At 41.0% G+C, this 18,322-nt stretch carries 16 protein-coding genes and 1 riboswitch; of the genes, 5 read left to right on the top strand and 11 right to left on the bottom strand.

Annotation, left to right across the window (positions count from 1 at the left end; translation table 11 throughout):
- Positions 1 to 109: 109 nt before the first annotated feature.
- The 4 genes from K5Q29_RS04225 (at position 110) to K5Q29_RS04240 (ending at position 3,267) form a co-directional block, all read left to right on the top strand.
- Positions 110 to 643: a TetR/AcrR family transcriptional regulator gene (locus K5Q29_RS04225; protein ID WP_015646379.1), complete on the top strand. Its 534-nt coding sequence runs from the start codon at positions 110 to 112 to the stop codon at positions 641 to 643.
- A gap of 84 nt (positions 644 to 727) precedes the next feature.
- Positions 728 to 1,711: an ATP-binding cassette domain-containing protein gene (locus K5Q29_RS04230; protein ID WP_105139363.1), complete on the top strand. Its 984-nt coding sequence runs from the start codon at positions 728 to 730 to the stop codon at positions 1,709 to 1,711.
- Positions 1,704 to 2,483 (top strand): ABC-2 family transporter protein, encoded by a 780-nt coding sequence (locus K5Q29_RS04235; protein WP_044764156.1) that lies wholly within the window; start codon positions 1,704 to 1,706, stop codon positions 2,481 to 2,483. Before K5Q29_RS04230 ends, K5Q29_RS04235 begins: the two co-directional genes overlap by 8 nt.
- Position 2,484: 1 nt before the next feature.
- Positions 2,485 to 3,267 carry an ABC transporter permease gene (locus K5Q29_RS04240; RefSeq protein WP_024384750.1) on the top strand — a complete coding sequence of 261 codons (783 nt, stop codon included), beginning with the start codon at positions 2,485 to 2,487 and terminating at the stop codon, positions 3,265 to 3,267.
- Positions 3,268 to 3,529: 262 nt separating this feature from the next.
- Here the strand turns inward: K5Q29_RS04240 and K5Q29_RS04245 are convergent, their stop codons facing one another.
- The 3 genes from K5Q29_RS04245 to K5Q29_RS04255 all read right to left on the bottom strand — a co-directional run bounded on the left by K5Q29_RS04245 (position 3,530) and on the right by K5Q29_RS04255 (position 6,875).
- Positions 3,530 to 4,360, bottom strand: coding sequence for a Cof-type HAD-IIB family hydrolase (locus tag K5Q29_RS04245; RefSeq protein WP_105139364.1), 831 nt, complete (start codon positions 4,358 to 4,360; stop codon positions 3,530 to 3,532).
- 11 nt (positions 4,361 to 4,371) lie between these two features.
- Positions 4,372 to 5,604, bottom strand: coding sequence for a CapA family protein (locus K5Q29_RS04250; protein WP_105139365.1), 1,233 nt, complete (start codon positions 5,602 to 5,604; stop codon positions 4,372 to 4,374).
- 332 nt (positions 5,605 to 5,936) lie between these two features.
- Entirely contained in the window at positions 5,937 to 6,875 is a 939-nt protein-coding gene (locus tag K5Q29_RS04255; RefSeq protein WP_105139366.1) for a dihydroorotate oxidase, read from the bottom strand.
- 222 nt (positions 6,876 to 7,097) lie between these two features.
- Between K5Q29_RS04255 and gdhA the strand changes: the two genes are divergently transcribed.
- The gene (gene gdhA / locus K5Q29_RS04260) at positions 7,098 to 8,444 is read left to right on the top strand and encodes an NADP-specific glutamate dehydrogenase (protein ID WP_014636785.1); all 1,347 of its coding nucleotides are present in this window, start codon (positions 7,098 to 7,100) and stop codon (positions 8,442 to 8,444) included.
- 368 nt (positions 8,445 to 8,812) lie between these two features.
- Here the strand turns inward: gdhA and K5Q29_RS04265 are convergent, their stop codons facing one another.
- From K5Q29_RS04265 to K5Q29_RS04300, 8 genes are all read right to left on the bottom strand, one after another.
- A complete protein-coding gene (locus K5Q29_RS04265) occupies positions 8,813 to 9,400 on the bottom strand; it encodes a DUF4352 domain-containing protein (RefSeq protein WP_024416769.1) in 588 nt (195 codons plus the stop codon).
- Between the two features lie 10 nt (positions 9,401 to 9,410).
- A complete protein-coding gene (locus K5Q29_RS04270) occupies positions 9,411 to 10,259 on the bottom strand; it encodes a mechanosensitive ion channel family protein (protein ID WP_105139367.1) in 849 nt (282 codons plus the stop codon).
- 64 nt (positions 10,260 to 10,323) lie between these two features.
- Positions 10,324 to 11,658 carry a sodium:alanine symporter family protein gene (locus K5Q29_RS04275; RefSeq protein WP_105139368.1) on the bottom strand — a complete coding sequence of 445 codons (1,335 nt, stop codon included), beginning with the start codon at positions 11,656 to 11,658 and terminating at the stop codon, positions 10,324 to 10,326.
- Positions 11,659 to 11,764: 106 nt separating this feature from the next.
- Positions 11,765 to 11,869, bottom strand: a riboswitch (glycine riboswitch).
- A 259-nt stretch (positions 11,870 to 12,128) separates the two neighbouring features.
- Positions 12,129 to 12,761 carry an ABC transporter ATP-binding protein gene (locus K5Q29_RS04280; protein WP_221877012.1) on the bottom strand — a complete coding sequence of 211 codons (633 nt, stop codon included), beginning with the start codon at positions 12,759 to 12,761 and terminating at the stop codon, positions 12,129 to 12,131.
- A gap of 1 nt (position 12,762) precedes the next feature.
- Entirely contained in the window at positions 12,763 to 14,745 is a 1,983-nt protein-coding gene (locus K5Q29_RS04285; protein ID WP_105139370.1) for a DUF1430 domain-containing protein, read from the bottom strand.
- Positions 14,746 to 14,764: 19 nt separating this feature from the next.
- The gene (locus K5Q29_RS04290) at positions 14,765 to 16,750 is read right to left on the bottom strand and encodes a DUF1430 domain-containing protein (protein WP_105139382.1); all 1,986 of its coding nucleotides are present in this window, start codon (positions 16,748 to 16,750) and stop codon (positions 14,765 to 14,767) included.
- A 51-nt stretch (positions 16,751 to 16,801) separates the two neighbouring features.
- On the bottom strand, positions 16,802 to 17,101 hold the full coding sequence (locus K5Q29_RS04295; RefSeq protein ID WP_014637389.1) for a lactococcin 972 family bacteriocin: 300 nt from the start codon (positions 17,099 to 17,101) through the stop codon (positions 16,802 to 16,804).
- 347 nt (positions 17,102 to 17,448) lie between these two features.
- The gene (locus K5Q29_RS04300) at positions 17,449 to 18,306 is read right to left on the bottom strand and encodes a helix-turn-helix domain-containing protein (protein ID WP_024406821.1); all 858 of its coding nucleotides are present in this window, start codon (positions 18,304 to 18,306) and stop codon (positions 17,449 to 17,451) included.
- Positions 18,307 to 18,322 lie beyond the last annotated feature (16 nt).

Genomic DNA, 18,322 nt, shown 5'->3' on the forward strand with positions numbered 1-18,322 from the left:
CATCCTGTCCAAAAACTGATAAAATACATTATACAAGTATCATTTTCAAAATCAAGTAATAAGAATCATTTTTTAGACAATGTGTCTAAAAATGTTTAAAAGGAGCAAAATGGGAACAGATAATCGGAAAGAACGAACTCGACAGGCTATTTTAGAAGCTATGGTAACCTGTCTGGAATCACAAGGTTTTAATGACATTACAACAACACACCTAGCCCAGACTGCTGGTATCAGTCGTTCCAGTTTTTATACCCACTATAAGGATAAGTACGAATTAATTGACTCCTACCAACAAGGACTTTTTCACAAATTAGAGGCTATATTTGATCGCTATGATGGCAATCGCCAATCATCATTTTTAGAAATTTTCGAGTTGCTCTATCGTGAAAAATTGCTTTCTGCCCTACTGACCCATAACGGAACTCAAGAAATCCAAAATTTTCTTATCAATAAAGTCCGACTTCTTGTTGCCAATGATTTAGCGGAGCGCTTAGGAAAAGAGAATTTATCACAACTGGAAAAAGAATACAGTAGCATCTATTTTTCACATGCCTTCTTCGGTATCATGCAGGTATGGATTAAAAATGGTAAGCAAGAATCTCCTCAATATATGACCGATTTTCTAATAAAAATGTTACCTTAAATGTGACTTTTTACCGCCACTTTCTGGGGAATATGTTATAATATCCTTATCTTACGCAAACGTTTTCAAACAGGAGATTATGATATGATTCAAGCTGAACATCTATCAAAAACCTATTCCATCATAGATAAGGAAGTCGGTCTCAAGGGTTCGATAAAAGCCTTTTTCAAACCCAAGAAAAAGAAAATTCCTGCTGTTCAAGATATTTCCTTACAGGTAGGAAAAGGAGAAATCATCGGCTATATCGGCTCCAACGGTTCTGGTAAATCCACCACCATCAAAATGCTTACCGGAGTCCTCTTCCCAGACCAAGGACAGGTTCGTATCAACGGCCTCAATCCGCAAGAACATCGCAAGGAAGTCAATAAGCAAATCGGAGTTCTCTTTGGACAAAAATCTCACTTGGATTGGAACTTGCCTGTCCAGGAATCTTTTATCCTTCACGCAAAAATTTATGATGTTCCAGATAAGGTATTCAAAGAGCGATTGGCTGTCTTGATTGACCTGTTGGACTTGGCTGATATTATGAAGCAACCAATCCGCAATCTGTCACTCGGCCAACGGGTTCGCTGTGAATTTGCGGCTATCTTTATCCATCAGCCTGCTGTTGTCTTTTTGGACGAGCCAACCATTGGTTTGGATGCCAGCGTCAAGGAGACCATTCGCTCCTTCATCCGCTATATGAATCAAGAATACCAGACTACTTTTTTGATTACTTCCCACGATATGAAGGACATCGAGAGCCTCTGTGAGCGGATTTTTATCATTGATAAGGGCAAAAAGGTCTACGATGGCTCACTGACCGTCCTCAAAGAACGCTTTTCCACAGTCAAGACCATTCTCTTCTCCACAGAAAAACCAATTGAAAAAGACTTGCAGCTAGAAGGCTGGGAATTTGTTCGTAAAGATGATTTTCACTTTGAAATCCACTACCAAAGCAAGGTCTGGACTAGTGCCCAGGTGATTGAGCACGTTTTCAATCATTATTCAATTGAAGATGTCACCATGAAGGAATTGGAAATTGAAACCATGGTCCGCCAAATTTATGAGGAGGGTATCCATGCGTAAATATCTCTACATAACCCGCCTGACCATGATGAATGCCATGCAGTACAAGGCTTTCTTTCTAGCGACTTTCGTTTCACTGGCAGTGAAAATTTTGGTAGCTCTCTATGTCTGGAAAACCATTTTCTTCACTCAATCAGAAGTCAATGGCTTTACCCTCCAAACCTTTACTACATACATCATCTTTGCTAATCTCCTAGCCAGTTTAAATTCTTTCTCACTCGGAGAAGATTTGTCCTACAGCATTTTGAAAGGGAGCATTGCGGGGGAATTTCTCAGACCCTATTCCTTTATCCTAGCCCTCTTTTTCAAAGACCTTGGAAATAAACTCTTGGAACTGATAAAATTTGCCATCGTATTTATCGGTATTCTACTTGTTCATCAAGATTTCTACCTGCCTGACGGCCAGACCATTTTGCTCTTTCTGGTCAGTTCGATTTTAGGGATGTTTATCGTTCAATTACTAGATATGGCTTTTGGCTTCTTAGCATTTTTTACAGTCAACGCCTGGGGAGTGATGCTCCTACGGATGGGGCTTTTCAATCTGGCTTCTGGGGCGCTTTTGCCACTCAGCTTCTATCCACAGGCTGTGGAAAACTTTTTGAAACTCCTTCCCTATAATTATGCGGTTAACGTTCCAGTTTCCATTTTATTGGGACAGGAAAGCGATCTAAGAGCTTTGGGACTGCAAGTTATATGGATACCCATTCTAGCCTGCTTCATCGCCGCTCTTTGGTCTCAAGCCAAGCGTCGTATTGTCATTTTTGGAGGTTAACATGAAGAAATATATCAGCCTCTATCTATATAACATCAAGGTCTACATGATGGCCCAGATGTCCTTTCGGGTGGACTTCTTCATCGGGCTATTCTCCTCTTTGATTGAACAAATTGTCTACCTGATTTTCCTCAACATCCTCTTTGGAAATATCAAGGAAATCGCTGGTTTCAACTACGGTCAAATGCTTTTCATCTATGGAATAGCAACCGTCGGACGCTCCATTCACTTGATTTTCTTTGACAATCTCTGGATGTTTGGCAGTCGCTACATCCGACAAGGCGAATTTGAACGCCTCCTCCTCATGCCTGTCAATCCTCTTTTTCAGCTTATCTGTGAACGAATCCAGCCACAAGGAATCGGAACAACCCTCATCGGTTCCCTTGCACTAGCCCAAGCTTCCAAGGAACTGGGTATGGAATGGAGTCTTGGAAAACTAGCCCTACTAATCTTTATTGCCATTTGTATCGGCCTACTCTATGCAGCTATTCAGCTCGGTCCAACTGCTCTAGCATTTTGGATTGTAGAATCATTCCCTTTGACTATGGGAATTTTCGCCCTCAATCAGATGGCTCAATACCCACTCAATATCTATCCAAAAATCATTCAAATCCTGCTGATTTTTGTTTTCCCTTATGCTTTTACAGCCTATTTCCCAGCTCTCTACTTCCTAGACCTGTCTATGTGGGGACTGGCTCTGCCACTAGTTGTCCTGGTCCTATTTACCATCAATTACAAACTCTTCCGCCATGGTATGACCAAGTTCACCAGCGTTGGAAATTAAAAAAAGCTAGCATTCTCTGGACGGAGAGTGCTAGCTTTTTCTATATACTTATAAAATATAGTCGTTTAGTTTGCTTTTAGTACTAGCTTCAAAGGTTCGGGGAACCTTTGGAGGCTGGAAATAAAGCGAACAACGTTCGCATCAAAAAGTCGCAGGCTGTACTGGAGTACGGCAAAGCGAGTTCAAATCACTCCTGTGGAGTGTTTGAAGTTAGAAATAAGGAAACGACGTTTCCTCGCTCGTCGAAGTAATCAAAGATAAACTAAATGACTATATATTCTTCAATGACCTGAAGCACACCAGCTTCCAAATGGCTTGGAGCCATGTATTTGGCAACCGCCTTGACCTTGTCTGTCGCATTTTCCATGGCATAGGTATACCCAACATAGGACAATAACTCAATATCATTGTCTGAATCACCGAAGGCCATCACCTGTTCAGGTTCGATATCCAAACTGGTCAAAACCTGTTCCAAGCCCCACGCCTTATGAATCCCTTGCGGCAAGATATCAATGGAGCCATAGCCACTAGTTACTGCAACCAGCTGACCTTGAAAAGCCTGGTTAAACTCTTCCGTTATCGATTCTACACGCGCTTCAGGAACCCAGAGACCAACCTTATAAATAGGTTCTAAATTAGGATAGGCACTGAGGTCGTCTAAATAGGTCACACGATTTTGGAAGGCAGCCATTTGAGCTGGTTCTATTGGCAAATCCGTCCCTGCAAATGGCATACCTGCCCCAGCCTGCATATAAATGTTTTCTTCATTCGACAACATCAAACATATATCCGCCCAACGTCCTTTGAAAAAATGCAGTATTGCTTCGACTTCTTCTTGCTGAATAGCACGTCGAATCATTGTTTTGCCATTTTGATACACATGGGCACCATTATCAGCTACAAAAATCAGTCGTTGCTCAAATCCTTGGCATAATTGTAGCAATCGCCCAATCCCATTGCCACTCGCGATGACAAAGGGAATCTTTTTCTGATCTAGTTGATCCAAGACCCGTGAAAATCGCTCCCTATCAAAACTCCCCTGGCCATCTAAAAAGGTCCCATCCATGTCTGTTGCAATTAATCGAACTGTCATCTTCTCTCTCCTTACCATACCAAATTGACAAAGTCTTTCATTTCTTGATAGGCTGTATCCACACGCGCCTGCGTATCTAGATCCAATTGTCCATAGTATCGACCACCAGCGACCCAGTCTTCCAATACATAGGTCTGATAGCTAAAACGCTCATAACCATCTAGTGAATACGTTCCCTGAGAGATACGATTCACCCAGGTTGGATGCGCTTGGGCTGTCCGAATACTTGTCTGCCCATTCTCTTTCTGAATCCTTATATCCATCAAGACACCCCGCTCGGTCCATTGGGAATTTGGTGTATCATCCACGCTTTCAATACGCTGATTGGACAGGAAATTCCCCATCGAATAGATAATCAATTTTCTCTGACCATTTTTTTCAATAATCTCTGCGGGCTCGACTACATGCGGATGCCCACCAAGAACGATGTCTGCTCCCCAATCAATCATTTGATGGTACAAACTGGTCTGTTCCTCCGTAGGCTCCAACTGGTATTCCACACCCGTCTGAGGCATGACGATGGTAATATCTGCCTCTTTCTCAGCTCGCTCAATCTCTGCCTGCATCTTTTCTTTATCAAAATCCGATAAATAGGCATCATATTCCTCCTGACTCAGCAAAGCCTCCATCCCATTGAAACCGTAAGCATAGGCTAAAACAGCTATACGGATACCATTGACTTCCCGAATGTAGAGTGGTGCAGTTGCCCGATTGCCTTCAGCGTAGACACCGACTGTATCCACACCTGCATCTCTAAATGTATTGACAGTGGAAACCAATCCAGAAAGATGTGAGTCCAAAATATGATTATGGGCCAAATCCACCAAATCGTAGCCTGCATCATGGATATTGTCGGCGACAATGGCAGGCGCATTAAAAAGTGGGTAACCTGCTAATTCGACATCTGGGGAAATGGTCCCTTCAAAGTCTGCGATAGCGAAATCAGCCTGTTCTATCCAGGGCTTTACGTAGGTAAAATTCTCAGAAAAATCGTAACTTCCATCTGGCTGTTCTGCTCCTCGAAGAATAGGCAAGTGATAGAGTAAATCTCCGTGGGCCATGATGCGAACAGAATTATCTGAGTGCATTGATTCTGATACCTGATTCAGCCTAGGAACTAGGTGTTCGCTTACAATAATAATCGCCAAGATAATAGTCGCTAAGCCACAAATAAAAAACAAATGCATCTTTGTCCGATAGGACGCATATCGTTTTCTGCGAATAGAGTTCGCCCTTTTCTCCATATCTTTACCCTCATACTCCCTACTTAAGAACCTTTGTTCAAAATACAGTCAGTAGTCCCTCAAAAAACTATTTCTTCCATAAAAGTACATCACTTATAAATAGAGGTTCTAATATTAGTATACGACATTTTTGCTAAAAAATCTAAATTAAATCAGAATTCCATCTCACAAATATATGTTTCCGACTATGTATTCCATTCCTCAAACGATTATCAGACCGACCTTCACAGACCATTTAAAAAGAGCTAACATTATCCCTTCCTAACTCCCTAAAAGACTATCTGGGAGAACGGTACAATGTTAGCTTCTTTTTATGTCTTCAACAGATGATTTTAATCATCTAAGTGCTGTAGCTTGCCACGAAAATCTTCAATCGTTTCATAGCCTTTTTCAGCCATGATGGCCTGCAATTCAGCCGTAATGCGTTCAAAGGCTGCCACACCTTCCTTTTGCAGGGTTGTTCCAACTTGAACCATGCTGGCACCACAGAGAATGTGTTCGAAGGCATCCCGACCTGTCAAGACGCCACCAGTCCCAACAATCTGAATCTCCGGTTTCAAGCGCTGGTAAAAAGCGTGGACATTGGCAAGAGCAGTCGGCTTGATATACTCTCCACCGATACCACCAAAACCATTTTTAGGCTTGATGACAACTGACTCATCCTTGATATAGAGACCATTTCCAATCGAATTGACACAGTTGACAAACTTCAAAGGAAACTGGTTGAAAATCGTTGCTGCTTGGTCAAAATGCACAATATCGAAATAAGGTGGCAACTTAATACCGAGTGGTTTGGTAAAGTAAGTGAAGACCTCCTGCAAGATGGTTTCTGTCGTTTCAAAATCATAGGCAATCTGCGGTTTTCCAGGGACATTGGGACAAGAAAGATTTAACTCTGTCAGCCCCTTAAAATCACTGGCTTCTACAGTTCTCAAAATCTCATGAGTCTCATCAGGCGACATTCCAACTACAGATAAAACAAATGTGCGTTCTGGCTCCGTTTCCTGCAATTCTAGTAGATAATCCAAATAGTAAGCCAAGCCCTGATTTGGCAAGCCCATCGAATTGATAGAACCAAGCGGAACATTCTGATAACGTGGTTCTGGATTACCCGCGCGGTAGTCCATGGTTGCTGTTTTTGTCACAAAAGTACCCGCCTTCGAGTTCTTAACCGCATCCAATTCTTCCTTGGTCATGCACCAAACCCCTGCCGCATTCATCAAACAATTATCAAAGGTAAATCCACCGAGTGTCGTTGCTGTTGAAACCATATTATCCTCCATATTGGTTGTTCTTTCTCGATTATATCATAAGAAACAAACGGATTTCCTCCATTTACTACTAACGTTCGGATTTTGCAATAAAAATTTATTAATTTTTTTAAAATTCTTACATTTTCTTCTTTACATTTAAAAATCATGGTGCTATAATAATTATCAGATAAATTAAATTGTCAGATAATTTAATAAATAAAAAAGAAATCAGGTGATCCCATGTCAAATGCCAAAGCTTACATCCAAGCTTCTTTTGAAGCAGTCAAAGCCCGCAACCCACATGAAACAGAATTCCTCCAAGCTGTAGAAGAGCTCTTCTCTACACTTGAGCCTGTTTTTGAAGCACACCCAGAATACATCGAAGAAAACATCTTGGCCCGTATCGTTGAGCCTGAGCGTATCATCAGCTTCCGTGTTCCATGGACAGACAAAGATGGAAATGTTCAAGTCAACCGTGGCTACCGTGTTCAGTTCAACTCAGCTGTAGGTCCTTACAAAGGCGGTCTTCGCTTCCACCCAACTGTAAACCAATCCATCTTGAAATTCCTCGGTTTTGAGCAAATCTTCAAAAACGTCTTGACTGGTCTTCCAATCGGCGGTGGTAAAGGTGGTTCAGACTTTGATCCTAAAGGAAAAACTGATGCTGAAATCATGCGCTTCTGCCAAAGCTTTATGACTGAATTGCAAAAACACATCGGACCTTCACTTGACGTCCCTGCAGGTGATATCGGTGTCGGTGGTCGTGAGATTGGTTACATGTACGGTCAATACAAACGCCTTCGCCAGTTTGATGCAGGTGTCTTGACTGGTAAACCTCTTGGCTTCGGTGGTTCTCTTATCCGTCCAGAAGCAACTGGTTACGGTTTGGTTTACTTCACTGATAACATGTTGGCTGCAAACGGTAAATCCTTCAAAGACCAAACAGTCCTTATCTCAGGTTCTGGTAACGTTGCCCAATATGCTGTTCAAAAAGCGACTGAACTCGGTGCAAAAGTCATCTCTGTTTCAGACTCAAATGGTTACATCATTGACGAAACTGGTATCGACTTCGACCTCTTGGTGGATATCAAAGAAAAACGCCGTGCTCGTTTGACAGAATACGCTGCAGAAAAAGCAACTGCTAAGTACTTCGAAGGTTCTGTATGGAACTACGATGGTAAGGCTGACATTGCCCTTCCATGTGCGACTCAAAACGAAATCAACGGCGAGCAAGCTGCTGCCCTTGTGAAAAATGGCGTTTACTGTGTGGCTGAAGGTGCCAACATGCCATCTGACCTTGATGCTATCAAAGTTTACAAAGAAAATGGCGTTCTTTACGGTCTTGCTAAAGCAGCCAATGCTGGTGGTGTAGCCGTATCAGCCCTTGAAATGAGCCAAAACAGCCTTCGCTTGTCATGGACTCGTGAAGAAGTGGACGGACGTCTCAAAGACATCATGGCCAACATCTTCAACACAGCTAAAGAAACTGCTGAAAAATACGACCTTGGTACAGACTACCTTGCAGGTGCTAACATCGCAGCCTTTGAACAAATTGCGGATAGCATGATTGCCCAAGGTTTAGTATAAGCTTACTTTTAGTTTACTAAACTATAATAAAAACGCCCCCAAAATTGACGTGCTAATTTTGGGGGTATTTTTCGTTAAAAGAAGAGAGGCTGGGAAAAAAGTCCTGCCACACTACTCAGAGTTCGTGTCAACATCTCAGCGCAGTGGTTGATTGGCAGATTTGTTCGTGTATTACACTCCAAATCTGACCTAATCAACTGTGCGGGGGTGAGAAGACGAACTCTTTTTTAGACCAGTCGAGTTCTTTCTCACTCCCTTTTTAAAATGTAAAAATAACAGATAGGTCGATTATCAAGCCGAACAATCTGAACCAAGGAGTGTTATAAACCCGCAAAATTGTGCAGTATTTAAAACTTTTTCTACAGCAATTAGATACCTTCTGCGACTAATTCCGTCCACATAGCATCTTCGTAGGTAAAACCAAAGTTTGTTTCATCATCTATACCGTAGATAAGTTTTACTTGTACTTTCTCTCCTGGCTTCAACTTTTCAACTAGATTCACATCGTAGGTCCGTAAATCCAGAGAAAATGGAATCTGACTAACGGGGTCCATGAGACTGAAATAGTATTCATCAAAATAGAGTTCTTCTGCGGTCGAATTTTCAACTTCCATTTCAACAACATAAGCTGTGCTGTAGTAGCTATCTACTAGTTCTACGCTATCGTCTTTGCCCATAGACGTTACGGTCACATGAAGACCATCAGAAAAATCAACTGAGTCACCAACTTGATACTCCGTGTATGCCACAGTCTCATCAATGTATCCGTCACTACCTGTATCCCAATTATCAAAATTTGCTGCGCTTAGGCCAATCATAAAAATAAAACAGGTTACTCCTAGGATAAAGGAGAGAACGGCACCAGCAATGGTCGTCCAAAAGAGAGGCTGTTTGTGCAAGGGTTTCTTCTTATAATACATCTGCCCATTTTCAACGACAAAATCTTTTGTTTGCATAATAAACTCCTTATTTTAAAACAGTTGGTCCACTTGAAGGTAAATCTATTCCTGCCTGACGCAGAGCATCTTGATAAAAACCAAAGAATTGATGATAGATCTTGTTCTGTTGACCGTTGGCTACGAAAAGATTAACACGAAATACAAACTGTCCCGAAATAGCGTTTTGGGGACCTAATACAGTCACACCTGTAATCTGGTCAAAATTGCTGATTTCTCTCAAATTGACCTCTTCTATTACGTGATAGACTTGTTCCAAATCGGTATTAAATTTGAGCGGAATATCGATTTGAGCACGCATGTCCCCTCTTGACTGATTGGACACCACTAGAATGTTGCGATTGGGAATAAAATGCAATGTCCCATCTGCATCACGTACTTGTGTTGTTCGGATTCCCATGCTAACGATGGTTCCTGAAATGGTAATGGGCCCGTTGGTTAACTTAACCACATCTCCGACATCAAACTGTCGTTCAATTAAGATAAAGAATCCATTGACCAAGTCTGAGAGAAAGCCTTGTGCGCCCAGCCCAACAGCTACCCCAGCAATCCCGGCTCCTGCAAGAAGACTGGATACCGGCAAACCGAGGATACTCAGAATACAGTAGATAAGGATAAAGTAGAGTAGGTAATTTAGGATACTTTCCACCAGACGACTGATGGTCTTCTGACGACCAATGTCTTGTGTGGATACCTTTAGAGAGGGAACCAAAACCTTTTTCACAGAAGCTTTGGCTATCTTCTTGATAATGTAAAATGCAACAAAGAGTAAAACAAGCGATAAAACCTTATTTAGACCCGCTGTCACAATGGCCTCAATATTAAATTGAGACAAATACTTGGTAATAAAATCATTCATGAGATAATTATAGCAGAAAACATCCTAAAAGAACAAAAAGACAGTCAAACGACTGTCTTTTATCTTATTTCTTCTTTGCAAAATACTGGCGTGTCTCCTTGATGATAACAGGAGAGAGAGCTAGTAAGGCAATCAAGTTTGGTAGGGCCATGAGACCATTTACAATATCTGCAATGGTCCAAATCAAGTCTAGTTTGAGGAAACCACCAAGGGCTACCATTGCCACAAATAACAGACGATAAGGCAAGATGGATTTGGTACCGAATAGAAACTCGATACAGCGTTCACCATAGTAAGACCATCCGAGAATAGTTGTAAAAGCAAAAAGTACCAAACTAATCGTCAAGGCAATAGATCCTGCATTGCCAAAAACTGTTGCAAAAGCTGCCTGTGTCAGAGGAGCTCCTTCCAATCCTTCGACAGACCACTGACCTGTCACCAAGATTGTCAAACCTGTTAAGGTGCAGATAATAATCGTATCGATAAAGGTACCCGTCATAGAAATCAAACCTTGCTCAACAGGATTATCCGATTTGGCTGCTGCAGCTGCGATAGGCGCCGAACCTAGACCAGATTCATTTGAAAACACTCCACGCGCAATACCACGTTGGATCGCTTCTTTTACAGTTGCCCCTACAAAGCCACCTACTGCTGCTGCAGGTGAGAAGGCAGATTTCAGAACCAAACCAAGTGTCGGAAGCAGTTCATTCCAGTGAACTACCAAGACTATCAAACTTGCCAAAATGTATAAAATTGCCATGAAAGGAACGATTTTGGTCGAAACATCCGATATTTTTTCAATTCCCCCAAAGATAAAGAAAGCAATTGAAATGGCTGTCACAATGCTGACCAACTGGGGAGCTAATCCAAAACTCGAAGACATGGAAGATGCAATCGAATTAACCTGTGAAAATGTCCCCATCCCCAAAAGCGCTACGAGGACACCTGAGACAGCAAAGAAAACAGCCAAGGGTTTCCACTTCTGTCCCATCCCCAAGGTGATATAGTGCATAGGCCCACCTGCTGCTTGGCCGTCGGCATCCTTTGTACGGTATTTAATGGCTAAAAATCCTTCCGCATACTTGGTTGCCATCCCGAAAAAGGCTGCTACCCACATCCAGAAAAGAGCCCCTGGTCCACCTGTCGTAATAGCCGTTGCCACACCGACGATATTTCCCGTACCAACTGTCGCTGCCAAAGCTGTACAAAGAGCCGCAAAGCTAGACACATCTCCCTGACCAGACTGGTCACTAGAGAAAATCAGACGAAAGGCTGTCGGTAACTTGCTAACTTGAAACATCCCTAAACGGAGTGTAAAGTAAACACCTGTACCGACCAAAAGTATTAAGAGTGGCGGTCCCCAAACAAGATTGTTGATAGCCTTAAATAGTTCTAACATAGTTCCTCCTAAGCGTTTCTAATCCGATAAAGCTGCCGGAAAAACAAAAAGAGGCTGAACCCTTCAACCTCTAGAATCAACGTGAAAAATACAGAAAAAGCCTATTTTTCAACGCTCTGTCCTTTTACCTGAGAGTTTCAGTAGCTCTACTTTTCCAAGCAGAACTACCTTGCCCCTTCGGTGCCAAAATGGTCTCTCCAGAGTTCCGTCCATTGAACAGTCAGTTTCCCTTCTACCCAATATCAACCGGTTATTCAGTTTTATCTAGTTTTATTTTAATCTAATTTCACGAAAAAATCAAGAATATTTTCTGATACTCAATGAAAATCAAAAGTAGTCTAGGAAACGAAGTCGAAGATAGAACTCTGTTACTGTCTTGTTTCAAGGTAACAGGCTGAAAAGCTCCACCGGAGCTTTTCACTCATCACTCTTGACAACGGATAATTTTGATTTTCGAAGAGTATGAATTTTTACAAGTCTTCCATTTTTATGATAAGGTCTGCTCGCTCCCAAATCAAAGGATTATGGGTCGCAATCACAATTAGCCGATCTGGGCTCTTCAAGGATAACAAAATATCCATAATTTCTTGGGAGCTCTTAGGATCTAAGGCAGCCGTCGGCTCATCTGCTAGAATCAATGGAGGATTTTTCAGGATGACTTTAGCAAGAGCTACCCGCTGAGCTTCCCCTCCTGAGAGTTCATAGATAGGCTGAGACAAGTCCAGATAAGGCAGCCCAACTGCATCAAGTACCGCTTCCTGTCTCGATTTCCTTTCATCTTTGGACAATTTCTGACCAATCAGTCCCAAATCCAGATTTTCTCTGATTGTCTGACTTTCTAAAAGACCAAAATTCTGAAAGAGATAGCCTAATTCTTCCCTAAAAAAGAGATGGGGCTTCAACTTTTTCAAATCCTTCCCCTTGTAAAGAATGTCACCTGCATCATAGGACTCCAACTTGGCTAAGATATTCAGCAAGGTCGTTTTTCCGCTACCACTGGCACCTATCAAGGCATAGACCTTTCCAGCCTGCAAGTCTAGCGTTACATCAGAAAACAAGCTGCGTTTCCCAAATTTCTTTTGAATTGATTGGATAGAAAACATACTAGGCTCCTTTCAAAATACGGATATTCCAAGCTACGTCTCTCCTCGCCTGCCACCTCAATAAACAGAGGGCATTGACCATAAACAAGGCAAAACTGATACTACTTATGAAAATGTGACCTGTCACTACCATGCTTGCTCCAAGAGCCAACAAGAGGGAAAGCAGTTGGAACGTTAGGTATTTCTTATGGATTCCCAAGAAATCCATCCCTGCAATTTCCTTGATGAAAATCTCACGTTTAAATTCTTCAAAGTATAGAAGATTCATGGTATTAAACAGAACAATTGATGTCACAATCCCTAAAATGGCTCCCATAGATGTTGAAATGGTCTCTATCCGAATACGATCTAAAAGTTCTGTAAAGAGGGAGGAGCTACTTTTCACTTCATTGACAAACTGAAACAGATTTTTTTCCTTCAATTCGCGCAAAAGTTTATCTCTGTTTTTAAATAAAATACTGCTATCTACTTCATTCAACCAAAAATCAGCAGATTCCTCTCCCAGACTTGACGGTGCCAGCACAACTAAAATAGGGTCTGTCAGGTATTGCACATGTTGACCAGAACGATGATTGTAGATAAATTGCTTCTGCCCATCTTTTAAATAGGCAACTTTTCCCTTAATGGTAGCTGAACTTGCTTGATTAGCAGGTCTAACCATACGATTGATATAATCTTGGTAAAGATGGAGATAAGTATCGCTTTCTGGACGCAGTTTTTCAGGTAACAGAAGTTGAAATTCATCTTCTTGTAGAGAAGGTAATGCTTCGTTCGACAAGTCTACATCCTGTATCTGCAAATAATTTGGACTAACGTAGAGGGTGTTGCCTGCTGGATGGTAGCTGTCAAGGCTTGTCCCATCTTCCAGTTGGGAGCCCATTAAATAGGCATTCAAATTGCTTTTGACAAAGAGTGCGCCGTCTTCCTCCAAAGCTTGCTTTAGTAAAGGATACCAATTTTCAGGCGAATTTAGTCCCGAGCGACCATCCGCAGCAATGTTCCAAGCCAAACTATAGTAATCCTCTTCTTTCTCCCACTGCTGGGTGCCTGCTTGGTATTCCTGCCAAATCTCTGAATAATAGACGGTTTGAGCCACACCCAATGACACCACCAGTAGAGCCAGCATTTGTCCCATAACCATAATGGTCAGGATTCCTTGCAGGGGCATCTTCCCTTTTAACAAGGGTAAAAAGTGATAGGTTCGAATGGCCAAGGTAAATGTAGCAGCGAAAAAAAGGACAATCAAACCAAGCAAGAAATGATAGCCCACCAAGGTTGCGACCAGATAGTAGACGGAATAGCTATCTAATCCGATGAGATATCCCAGTCCAACTGCTGGAAGAACCGCAAATGGGATAGTTAGAGCTATCTCTTTCGCACTTTCCTGTAGAGACAGTAGAAATAAATGCCAGCGTGAATCTCCTGCAATCAAACGGATGCCTGCCATACGCAACTGCCTTACATTCGCAATCACTACCAAAGCCATATAGGTAATGAGAAAAACCAGTACAGCTAAGAATTGACCCCCTTGTGTCAGAAATGCGAGTAAAGTAGCAATAGTCGAAGGCTTCCGAATCTGAACCTCGTCAAATCCAATCGAAACAAGAAGAGACCGAAGCTCCTCTACCGTCGCTTTCCCTTGGAAAATAAAATATTTGGTTAAAAGTGCAGACTCCACCTTTTCTGATTCCTGAAATTCCTCTAGTCCTCTTGGTAGGGGAGATTGACTAAAATTATCATAAGAAAAGGTACGTCCACCTGATTTACTTGGCTCAATCACCCGCCTGGCAATCACACTATCCGTCTGTTGAGAATATTCCTCTAATCGTTGTCTTACATCTGAGTAAATCACGTCCTCAGATACCGACAAGGTGGTCACAGAAGGATAATAATGAACTAGCATAGTCTCCTTTTGGCTAACCCCCAACCAAATCATAAAGACGGCTAGAATGATCGTCGATACAAGTACAAATTTTCCTTTCATTCTAACTTCACCTCATTAACTATCTGCCATTTAATACACTCAACTGGATTTTTTCTTCCTTTTTCGCTTGTTTGTTCAGTAACATCCAACTATTTATCAACAAAGCTACAGCTACTCCTAGGCTAACAATAACCGACTTTGTCATAAACATTGCCAAACCCATCCCAACAAGAGCGGAGCCGACTTGTTCTCCTAGATAAGAACCATGCAATTCGATAAAACGCATCCCTGCTATCCGCTTGATGGCTATTTCTCTTTTGAAGGTCTCAAAGTATAGAAGATTCATCGTATTGAACAATAGTATGGAAGTGAATATTCCAAGGATTGTCGGAGATAGGGTCATAAGAATTTCAAGTTGAACATTTTTTCTCAGGGTGTTGTACTGTTGCCTGCTAGATAACAAGCTACCTATTGTGTTTTGTAAATTGTATTTGTCCAACAGTTGTTCCAGCATCTCCTTATCTTTGAAAAATACAAAATCTGGTAAGGCATTTTCCCAAAAATAGGACGTTTCTTCAAAACTTTCAGGTGATAGAACAACAATCAACGGAGCCTGTAAAAATTGCTCATAATTTATCGGAGTATGATTGTAAATGAACCATCGCTTCTCGTCTGAAATGTAATAAACATTTGAATGCAAACTTAAGGATTTTTCTCCATCCGCAAGCAATTTCCCTACCATGTCCTCAAAATACGCTTGGTAAACACTCGCATCATTTTGCAAACTCTTTGGTAATAATAATGCAATTTCATCCTTGCCTAATTGCTTTATCTCTTCCAGCTGCTTGAAATCGTACAGGCCACCTTCTGATTGTATATAATTCGGCGTCACATACAACACCCTTTCTAGAGGAATTTCCTTGCTGGATTCAATGATGGTATGTTGTTTTATTGTGTTATGCCGTAAATGGTGCTGGACTAGCATTACATTATTTTTCGCATATGATTCTAAAATTACATGAGACCAAGCTATTCTTTGTTGCTGAGCCATCGCTTCATCAGCTGTGAATGCTTCACGATTCAAAGACAGACTAAAAACATCTTGTCTTTCTTGCCAAGCCTTTTCTCCTATCGTTAGTGTATGGAGAACTCCAACATATGTCAATGTTCGACTAACACCAATAGAGATGATACAAACCGCTAAACACTGACCTATTAGTAAAATAGCAAAAATCGCCTTGAGAGGCAACGCTCCCTTCATTAGCTTTTGTAACTGAGAAATGTTTAATGCAATCATGAATCCAACACTTGTTGATAAAGATAGGAACAAAAGCAAACAAGCATAAAAGGCAATACCGATTGCTACAAAACGATAATATACCATTGGCCAACCCAAAATTAAAATAGCAATCAGTCCAAAAACAAGCGCCCCTACTGTAGCCAATGCTATATCTCTTCCATCCACTCTTAAAAAACGACTAGCAATCTGCCAACTCCTCACACCTGAAAGTATCTCTATCCCTGCTGACCGCAAGTAGACAATCTGTCCAACTACTGTCAATGCAAGATTTGTGAGTATAAAGATAATAAGGCCTAAGCTCGGAGCTCCTCTACCAAGAAATAGACTTAAACTGTTTAATAGGGTCGGTCTATAAATATAGCTATCCACCAATCCTAGTGACTGTAAGACGTTTTCTACCGCTTTGATGTCCAGATTCCCTTTTACAACATAGTAATTTTCAGCTAAGTTGACCTGACTAGCTACTAACCTATCCGCTTTGACCAAGCCCTGTGGAAGCTCCCCCTTCCCAAAAACATCATAACTGGTAGTAGTTCGCCCACTGTCATCTGTTTCTGTTATTGTCTTAGCAATTAGACTATTTTCCTTTTCTGCTAAATTTGTCAGGGCATCCGACACTTCTTCATAGGTCACTTCTTCCCCTCGACTTAATATGGAAACCGATGGATAGTAATGATAAACTAAAGAATCAAGTTGCAGACTCACTAACCATATACAGAAGAGACAGACGCTAAAAGTAGATAAATAAGTAAATACTTTTTTCATAACGAACCCCATTTGTACAAAAAGGAGGTGGACTCCACCACCTCCCTATCATTAGAACCCGTAACCAAAATCAACATGTTCTCCAATATCTGTATTAATAAATGCATAAGCCACTCCACCTGGACCAGCATATACCTTTGACGACTTCCCTGGACGCTGAGTACTACTAACTCTCGCATAATGTCTCTCACGGGCATGATAATAACTTGAATATGCTCCCCAATTACTTGGATCATGATGACCTCCGTAATTCCACTCTCCACCTTCTACAGAGATAGCGAGGACCGGAACTGCAAAACTCATCGTCAATAGCACCAATAAAAAAGCTAGTTTTCTTGAGGTCTTAAACATTACTACCTCTCCTTTCCGTACGCTTTAATACTAACTGACTTAAAACAATTATACCCCTTGTTCATGACCAATATCGTTTCCTAGATTTTCCTCCTTTCCCAGTCACTATTAAGGATTTAACAATTTAAATAGTAAATATAACTACTCCCTCCGGTGAATAATATCAGGTTCCCATCCCTGTGTTTTTACTTTAGCTAATGGGAATAGGGTCAATAATATAGTTACCATCAAAAGAATTGATATATATTTCTTCATAAAATCACCCTTTTTTGTTTTTATTTTAACATATTAATGACGAGTTTGCAACTATTTCTGGTTATTTCTTAAAAATAATCTTTATATAATTATTAAATATCTTTCGATAGATATTCTTTCAAGCTGAGATAGCTATTTTGCGGACCAAAAAATTTGAAAAGGTGTTCTGCTTCTCGATAGTAGGAGAGAATTTCATCTTTTGATAGAAATCCCTCTCCGACATTTGCGATTAAACAAAGCGTATCTGCCAAAAGATAACAACTCTTCTTGTCTCGCAAGATTTCGATTAGGTCTGTCAATTCATCAATTGCCTGTGACTGCCTCTTCCTTTTAAAAAGATAGTGAGCGTGATTGTAGCGAATCTTGATATACTTATGAAAACTCTCTGTGTTCGATATATCCAAGTGGCTAAGCTTTTCTGAAAGCCCCTCATACAAACTGTCTAAAGCCTCGTCTCGAGAAGTCAAGGCATAAAAATTAACCAAGCTATTGTATACATCAAGATAAAAACTAGATGTCTTACTGATTCGATGACTAAGTTCTTCCATACGTACAATTGCAGTATCTTCCTTATGATAATGATGGAAGTCCACTATACAAGCCAGATAAGTTAAATATTCACTGCTTTCCTGCGAATGAACAGCTTCTTTCTGCTTCTCTGCCTCTACAAGATAAGCCAGTTGATCATAGGAACGAGTGAACAAAGCTTTGTCCACCAATCGTTTAAATACCGTAATATCAGGAGCTTTATCTGATACACTTTCATCAAAAAAATAGTCCATAGACACCTGTAAGCGTTGTGATAAGGCAAATAATATATCCGATGTAGGAGCAACTCCTAATTTTTCAACTCGACTAATCAAACTCTGCTCACAAATTCCCTCTGCAAGTTCCTTTTGAGTAAAGCCAAGTTCCTTTCTTCTATTTTTAAAACGTTTACTAAGAATCATTTTCATAACCTTTCCA

Origin of the sequence: Streptococcus sp. 2018037, from assembly GCF_019754195.1 — a bacterium.
Taxonomy (GTDB): Bacteria; Bacillota; Bacilli; order Lactobacillales; family Streptococcaceae; genus Streptococcus; species Streptococcus hashimotonensis.